Raw genomic sequence first — 7335 nt, 5'->3', positions numbered from 1 at the left:
CGCTGGAAGACCGTTGCGCACACCGGCAGGTGCTGCTGCACGCGGGCGTCGTTGACGGCGAATCGATCCGCTGCGGCTATCACGGCTGGACCTACGACTGCTCCGGCCAGTGCGTCGATGTGCCCTACCTCGGCAAGGAGCGCCTGCCCAACGGCGTGCGCGCCTATCCGTGCCGCGAGGTGGAAGGCCTGATCTTCGTCTTTCCCGGCGATGCGACGCTGGCCGACGAGCGGCCGGTTCCCGCGCTGTCGTCGGCCGCCGACAAGGCGTACAAGACGCGCCGCTTCGGCCACGAGGTCAAGTGCCACTACTCGTTCATGCACGAAAACATGATGGACATGAACCACCAGTTCCTGCACCGGCGGCAAATGGGACAAATGCGCGCACGCGTGCTCGGCCGCCGTCGCGGCGACGACTGGGTCGAGGTCGACTATACGTTTACGCGCATGGAGGGCAAGCAGCCCGTCGGCGAGGCACTCGTGTTTGGCGCCAGCAAGAAACCGGGCGACCAGGCCGGCAAGAGCGTGATGACGGTACGCACCGGCTATCCGTACCAGACGCTGCAGATCCGTTCGAGCGAAGGCACGCTCGTGATGGATCTGTGGATCGTCTACGTGCCGCTGGATGCGGCGCAACGCACCAACCGGACGTTCGGCCTGCTGTCCATCCGCAAGCCGGGTTTCCCGTTTGCACTAGACGCGGCATGGCCGCTGCTGGTCTGGTTCACGGAGCGGATCTTCAAGGAGGACCGCTGGATCGTCGAGCGCGAACAGGAAGCGCACGACAAGCAAGGCGCCGACTGGAACCATGAGGTGTTCCCCGTCATCAACGAATTGCGGGATCTGCTGCGCAGCTGCGGCGACCGCACTGTCATTCCGATCCGCGAGATAAACGGCAACGCGTAACGTAGCCGCTGCCCATCGCACGATACCGGGATGCGACCGCCCCGCCGGCGCGGTCGCATCCGCAGTCTCCCTCGCAGTCGCGCGCAAAACCGCCTATGGTGTAACCATCGCCCGAGAACAAGGAGACCCCCATGAAAGCCGCGCTTCTCGCCAGTTCGGTGCTGCTCATGCTTGCCTCGGCAAGCGCGCCGGCCCAGAACGCCCCGGCGATGGCTGCAAACGGCGTGCTCGTCGCCGCGAACGGCATGTCGCTGTATACGTTCGACATGGATGAGCCCAACACCGGCACCAGTGCATGCACCGGCACGTGCCCGACGCTCTGGCCGCCCTACAAGGCGAGCGCAACCGATCATCCCGCCTCGCCCTATTCGACCGTCAAGCGCGACGACGGCAGCCTGCAATGGGCGTACAAGGGCAAGCCGCTCTATTTCTTCGTGCAGGATCGGGCGCAAGGCGACCGCAAAGGCGACGGATTCAGGAACGTCTGGCACGTCGCCGCACCGTAAGCGTCCGACGTCAGAACCCTGCGCTCAACATGCAGCGGCCCGGCCGGATCGTCCGGCCGGGCCGCGCTCGGCTTCGTCACGTGGCGCCGCCGTAACCGGCGGTCGCCACGTCCATTCATGCACCGGCTCAGCGGCTCGACGGAAAGCTGAATACCGTCCCTTCGCGCACGCCGGCCGACGGCCAGCGCTGCGTGATCGTCTTGCGCTTCGTATAGAAACGCACCGCGTCCGGGCCGTATGCATGCAGATCGCCGAACAGCGAGCGCTTCCAGCCGCCGAACGAGTGATACGCAACCGGCACCGGCAGCGGCACGTTGATGCCGACCATGCCGACCTGGATGTTGTCGCTGAAGAAACGCGCCGCTTCGCCGTCCCGCGTAAACAGGCACGTCCCGTTGCCGTATTCGTGCGCGTCGATCAGCGCCATCGCGTCGCCGAGCGATTTGACGCGCACGACGCCCAGCACCGGCCCGAAGATCTCGTGCTGATAGATCGGCATGCCCGGCTGGACGTTGTCGAACAGACACGGGCCCAGGTAGTAGCCGCCGTCGTGGCCGTCGACCTTCACGCCACGGCCGTCGACGACCAGTGTCGCGCCCGCCGCGACGCCCGCGTCGACGAAGCCCGTCACCTTCGCGAAATGCTGCTGCGTGACGAGCGGCCCCATGTCGGTGCCGGGCGCGACGCCCGGGCCGACCTTCATCTTCGCGATTTCGGCCTTCAGCCCCGCGACCACCGCATCGCCGGTCTCGTCACCGATCGCGACCACCAGCGGGATCGCCATGCAGCGCTCGCCGCACGAGCCGTATGCCGCGCCCATCAGGGCATTCACCGCATTGCCGATATCGGCATCCGGCATGACGACCGCGAAATTCTTCGCGCCGCCGAGCGCTTGCACGCGCTTGCCGTGCGCGCAGCCGGTCGTATAGATATATTCGGCGATCGGCGTCGAGCCGACAAAGCTCACCGCCTTCACGCGCGGATCGGCCAGGATCGTGTCGACCGCCTCCTTGTCGCCGTTGACGACGTTCAGCACGCCCGGCGGCAGACCGGCTTCGAGCGCGAGTTCGGCCATCCGCAGCGTCGACGACGGCGTGCGCTCCGACGGCTTCAGCACGAACGTATTGCCGCACGCGACCGCCATCGGCCACATCCACAGCGGCACCATCAGCGGAAAATTGAACGGTGTGATCCCCGCGACCACACCGAGCGGCTGGAACTCGCTCCACGAATCGATCGCCGGGCCGACATTCTTGCTGTGCTCGCCCTTCAGCAGCTCGGGCGCGTAGCTCGCGTATTCGACGTTCTCGATGCCGCGCTGCAGTTCGCCCATCGCGTCGGCGAGCACCTTGCCATGCTCCGCCGTGATCAGCGCGCACAGTTCGTCGGCGTGCTCCTCGAGCAGCGTCTTGAAGCGGCTCATCACGCGTGCGCGCTTCAGCGGCGGCGTGTTGCGCCACGCCGGATACGCCGCCTGCGCAGACGCGATCGCGGCCTCGACGGTCAGCTTGTCGGCGAGCAGGACGCTCTTGTCCGATTCGCCCGTCGCCGGATCGAACACCGGCTGGACGCGGCTGCCGCCGTCGACGCGCTTGCCGTCGATCAGGTGGCCGAGGGTGGAGGTCACGTTGCTATCGTGTTTCATCGCTCAAACTCTTTCGTGAATGCGGTAATCGGAAGTCATGCCGTGCCGGCGGATCAGTCCACTTCGTTCAGGGCGTCGGACAATGCGTTGACCAGGTTGTCGATCTCGCGCTTCTCCGCGATGAACGGCGGCGCAAGCTGGATCGTGTCGCCGCCGTAGCGGACATAGAAGCCCTTCGCCCAGCAGCGCATCGCGATTTCGTACGGACGGCGCGCCGGCTCGCCCGGCACCGCCGCGATCGTGATGCCCGCCGCGAGGCCGCAGTTGCGGATGTCCGCGATATGGCGCTGGCCCTTCAGCCCGTGCACCGCCGCTTCGAAATGCGGCGCGAGTTCGCGCACGCGGCCGATCGCGTTCTCCTGCTCGAGCAGGTCGAGCGCCGCGACGCCCGCCGCGCACGCCACCGGATGCGCCGAGTAGGTATAGCCGTGCGGAAACTCGAGCATGTATTCGGGGCCGCCCGCGGCCATGAACGTGTCGTAGATGTCTTTCTTCGCGATCACCGCGCCGAGCGGCTGCACGCCGTTCGTCACCTGCTTCGCGACGTTCATGATGTCCGGCGTCACGCCGAACGCCTCCGCGCCCGTCATCGCGCCCGCGCGGCCGAAGCCGGTAATGACTTCGTCGAAGATCAGCAGGATGTCGTGCGCGGTGCAGATGTCGCGCAGGCGTTGCAGATAGCCCTTCGGCGGCACGACGACGCCCGCCGAGCCGGAGAACGGCTCGACGATCACCGCGGCGATGTTCGATGCGTCGTGCAGCGCGATCAGGTCGAGCAGCCGGTCCGCCAGTTCTGCGCCGTGCTCCGGCAGGCCGCGCGAGAACCGGTTCTCCGGCAGTTGCGTATGCGGCAGGAAGTCGGCGTCGATGCCCTGGCCGAACAGCTTGCGGTTCGGCCCGATGCCGCCGACCGAGATGCCGCCGAAATTCACGCCGTGGTAGCCCTTCTCGCGGCCGATCAGGCGCGTCTTCGTGCCCTTGCCTTTCGCGCGCCAGTACGCCCGGGCCATTTTCAGCGACGTGTCGGCGGCTTCCGAGCCGGAGCCGGTGAAGAACACGTAGTCGAGGCCGGCCGGCGTCAGCGCCTTGATCCGGTTCGCGAGTTCGAACGACTTCGGGTGGCCGAACTGGAACGCAGGTGCGTAGTCGAGCTGCGCGACCTGGCGGCTCACCGCCTCGACGATCTCCGTCCGACCATGACCGAGACCCGTGCACCAGAGGCCCGACAGGCCGTCGAAGATCTTGCGGCCTTCGCCGTCGGTGTAGTACGCGCCCTGGCCCGACACGATCATGCGCGGGTCGGATTTGAACTGACGATTGCCGGTAAACGGCATCCAGTGCGCATCGAGCCATTCGGCATCGGTACGGACGGTGTCTTCCTGTTGCGGTGCGGTCAGAACGGTCATGTCGGTCAGCGCGGCGCGCCCCTTTGTCGATAAGGATGTTGCGCATTGTCGGGACGCCAATTAGTCTTTTGAATATCGCAATATCAATATTCACTTGCGCATTTATGCAAGCAAAGAAACCGAAGAGCCGGGCGCTGCTCGGGCAGCTCAGCGACATGGACCTGCGCCTGTTGCGGGTGTTCAAGGGCGTCGTGCAATGCGGCGGGATGGCGGCGGCGGAACTGGAGCTGAACATCGGCATTTCGACGATCAGCCGCCACGTGAAGGATCTCGAGACGCGGCTCGGTCTCGTGCTGTGCCGGCGCGGCCGGGCCGGCTTCACGCTGACGCCGGAAGGGCAGACCGTCTACGAGGAAACGCTGCGCCTGCTCGCGTCGATGGAGGCGTTTCGCAGCCGGATCGACGGGATACACGACCGGATGGGCGGCGAGCTGCACATTGCGGTGTTCGACAAGACGGCGACGAACCCGAACGCACGTCTCGGCGACGCGATCCGCCAGTTCGCGGACGAAGCACCGGACGTCGGGCTGAACCTGCATGTCGCATCGATCAACGAGGTCGAGCGCGGCATCATCGACGGCAGCTATCAGGTCGGCATCATTCCGGCGCACCGCAGTTCGGGCAGCCTTGTCTACAGTGAGCTGTTCGGCGAGCGGATGCTGCTCTACTGCGGCCGCCAGCACCCGCTGTTCGGCGTGCCGCACGGCAAGCTGACCTGGAGCGCGATCCGCAAGCATGCGTTCGCCGGGCTCGGCTTTCACTCGCCGAACATGGAGCTGAGCCACCGCGCGAAGCTCACGCGCAGCGCGACCGCGTCCGATCAGGAATCGATCGCGACGCTGATCCTGTCGGGCCGCTATCTCGGCTTCCTGCCCGATCACTACGCAGACAGCTTCGAGCAAAAGGGACTATTGCAGCCGATCGCGCCGCAGCGGTTCCATTACCAGTGCCGGTTCGTCAGCCTGTTGCGGCGCTCGCCGCGGCCGTCGCGCGCGGCGCTGCTGTTTCAGTCATGTCTGGAGGCCGCGCATGCGGCGGCAGGCTCGATGCGTACCGATCCGGGGGGAAACGACACGCGGTGACAAAGACGTCGCATCCGGCTCCGGCTGCGCGGCGACCTCGCGCGGCGCGCGAACCGGCGACGCGGGTCACGATACTGTCCGGCGCGCCCCGCCGCCCTTCCCGTCCGAACGCCCGAATGCCGAAACCGCCCCGGCGACGCCACCTCTGCGATAATCCGGCCTCACATTCAGCCTTCCCCCGCCGTCATGACGCTCCTCCCGGAATCCGGCCTCCAAGCCGCCTTGCCGCCCATCTCCTGCCTGTCCGGCGACGCGCTGCCGTGGCTGCCGATGCACGCTGGCCTGCCCGGTCTCGCGATCAAGTATCTGCACATCCATGCCGCCGAGGACACATTGACCGCGCTGCTCCGCATGCCCGCCGGCCAGGTGCTGCCGCGTCATCGTCATGACGGGCAGGTATTCGTCTATACATTGCAGGGGGCGTGGCGCTACCGTGAATACGACTGGGTCGCGCATGCCGGCTCGACGGTGCTCGAACCGGCCGGATCGATCCATACGCCCGAAACGCTCGCGAGCGGCGATGGCGACGTGATCACGTTCAACGTGATGCGCGGCGATCTGGTGCTGCTCGATGACGACGGTCGCGAAACCGCGCGGGAAAACTGCCGCGTCGCGCTGTTGCGCCAGCGCAAGCACATGCGCGCCGCGCCGGACGCCGCCTGGTTCATCTGTTAGTTGAAGTCGTTTTCCAGGAAGGGCGCGCGCTTCACCGCCCGATCGAGCGTGACGAGCGTTTCGAGCAGCGCGCCCATCCGGTCGAGCGGCACCGCGTTCGGGCCGTCCGACTTGGCTTCGGCCGGGTGCGGGTGTGTCTCCATGAACAGGCCCGCGACGCCCACGGCAACTGCCGCGCGCGCCAGCACCGGCACGAATTCGCGCTGACCGCCCGAGCTCGTGCCCTGCCCGCCCGGCAACTGCACCGAGTGGGTCGCATCGAACACGACCGGCGCGTGCGTTTCGCGCATGATCGCGAGCGAACGCATGTCGGATACGAGGTTGTTGTAGCCGAACGATACGCCGCGCTCGCACGCCATGAAGCGATCTTCCGACAGCCCCGCTTCGCGAGCCGCATCGCGCGCCTTGTCGATCACGTTCTTCATGTCGTGCGGCGCGAGGAACTGGCCCTTCTTGATGTTGACCGGCTTGCCCGAGCGCGCGCAGGCCTGGATGAAGTCGGTCTGCCGGCACAGGAAGGCCGGCGTCTGCAGCACGTCGACCACCGAGGCGACCTGCTCGATCTCCTCGATGGCATGCACGTCGGTCAGCACCGGCAGCCCGAGCTGGCGCTTCACTTCGGACAGGATGCGCAGCCCCTCGTCCATTCCGAGGCCGCGAAACGACTTGCCCGAGCTGCGGTTCGCCTTGTCATAGGACGACTTGTAGATGAACGGAACGTTCAGCTTCTCGCAGATTTCCTTCAGGCGCCCCGCCGTGTCGATCGTAATCTGCTCCGATTCGACGACACAGGTGCCCGCGATCAGGAAAAACGGCTTGTCGAGACCGACCTCGAAATCGCACAGCTTCATGCTTTCACTCCGGCGCGCGCCTGCTTGTTTGCCAGCGCGGCTTCGACGAACGACTTGAACAGCGGGTGACCGTCACGCGGCGTGGACGTGAATTCCGGGTGGAACTGCACACCGACGAACCACGGGTGCATCGAGCGCGGCAGTTCCATCATTTCCGGCAGATTCTCGCTCGGCGTGCGCGCGCTGATGACAAGGCCGCTGGCTTCGAGCTGCGGCACAAAGCGGTTGTTGACCTCGTAGCGGTGGCGGTGACGCTCGTTCACGT

The 7335-nt window shown here is 66.2% G+C and carries 7 protein-coding genes and 1 pseudogene; 4 read left to right on the top strand and 4 right to left on the bottom strand.

What is annotated here, in order from left to right:
* Positions 1-905 (top strand): Rieske 2Fe-2S domain-containing protein (locus tag KH616_RS18765; RefSeq protein WP_292249642.1); only part of this gene is annotated, 905 nt, incomplete at its 5' end.
* 131 nt (positions 906-1036) lie between these two features.
* Positions 1037-1411: a hypothetical protein gene (locus KH616_RS18760; protein ID WP_292249641.1), complete on the top strand. Its 375-nt coding sequence runs from the start codon at positions 1037-1039 to the stop codon at positions 1409-1411.
* Positions 1412-1538: 127 nt separating this feature from the next.
* Here KH616_RS18760 and KH616_RS18755 read toward each other — a convergent pair whose 3' ends face one another.
* Together KH616_RS18755 and KH616_RS18750 are read right to left on the bottom strand one after the other, a co-directional pair.
* Positions 1539-3056 (bottom strand): CoA-acylating methylmalonate-semialdehyde dehydrogenase, encoded by a 1518-nt coding sequence (locus tag KH616_RS18755; protein WP_292249640.1) that lies wholly within the window; start codon positions 3054-3056, stop codon positions 1539-1541.
* A gap of 53 nt (positions 3057-3109) precedes the next feature.
* Positions 3110-4462, bottom strand: a complete 1353-nt coding sequence (locus KH616_RS18750) for an aspartate aminotransferase family protein (RefSeq protein ID WP_292249639.1) — start codon at positions 4460-4462, stop codon at positions 3110-3112.
* A 104-nt stretch (positions 4463-4566) separates the two neighbouring features.
* Here KH616_RS18750 and KH616_RS18745 point away from each other — a divergent pair, with 104 nt between their 5' ends.
* The gene (locus KH616_RS18745; RefSeq protein ID WP_292249638.1) at positions 4567-5544 is read left to right on the top strand and encodes a LysR family transcriptional regulator; all 978 of its coding nucleotides are present in this window, start codon (positions 4567-4569) and stop codon (positions 5542-5544) included.
* Positions 5545-5730: 186 nt separating this feature from the next.
* Positions 5731-6219, top strand: coding sequence for a 2,4'-dihydroxyacetophenone dioxygenase family protein (locus KH616_RS18740; protein ID WP_292249637.1), 489 nt, complete (start codon positions 5731-5733; stop codon positions 6217-6219).
* Here KH616_RS18740 and kdsA read toward each other — a convergent pair.
* Positions 6216-7070, bottom strand: a complete 855-nt coding sequence (gene kdsA / locus KH616_RS18735) for a 3-deoxy-8-phosphooctulonate synthase (protein WP_292249636.1) — start codon at positions 7068-7070, stop codon at positions 6216-6218. The two genes, KH616_RS18740 and kdsA, sit on opposite strands and share 4 nt — an antisense overlap.
* Positions 7067-7335 (bottom strand): annotated as a pseudogene (pyrG, locus tag KH616_RS18730) (CTP synthetase); the annotation flags it as partial. The gene kdsA and the pseudogene pyrG, both read right to left, overlap by 4 nt.

The sequence above is a fragment of the Burkholderia sp. genome (assembly GCF_018375725.1).
Classification (GTDB): domain Bacteria; phylum Pseudomonadota; class Gammaproteobacteria; order Burkholderiales; family Burkholderiaceae; genus Burkholderia.
The sequence above is the reverse complement of the archived record's forward strand: the minus strand, read 5'-3'. Positions and strand labels throughout refer to the sequence as shown.

What these genes read in the sequence shown, in the direction of transcription:
- KH616_RS18760 (WP_292249641.1), top strand. Translation starts at nt 1,037, where the DNA reads ATGAAAGCCGCGCTTCTCGCCAGTTCGGTGCTGCTCATGCTTGCCTCG.
- KH616_RS18755 (WP_292249640.1), bottom strand. Translation starts at nt 3,056, where the DNA reads ATGAAACACGATAGCAACGTGACCTCCACCCTCGGCCACCTGATCGAC.
- KH616_RS18750 (WP_292249639.1), bottom strand. Translation starts at nt 4,462, where the DNA reads ATGACCGTTCTGACCGCACCGCAACAGGAAGACACCGTCCGTACCGAT.
- KH616_RS18745 (WP_292249638.1), top strand. Translation starts at nt 4,567, where the DNA reads ATGCAAGCAAAGAAACCGAAGAGCCGGGCGCTGCTCGGGCAGCTCAGC.
- KH616_RS18740 (WP_292249637.1), top strand. Translation starts at nt 5,731, where the DNA reads ATGACGCTCCTCCCGGAATCCGGCCTCCAAGCCGCCTTGCCGCCCATC.
- kdsA (WP_292249636.1), bottom strand. Translation starts at nt 7,070, where the DNA reads ATGAAGCTGTGCGATTTCGAGGTCGGTCTCGACAAGCCGTTTTTCCTG.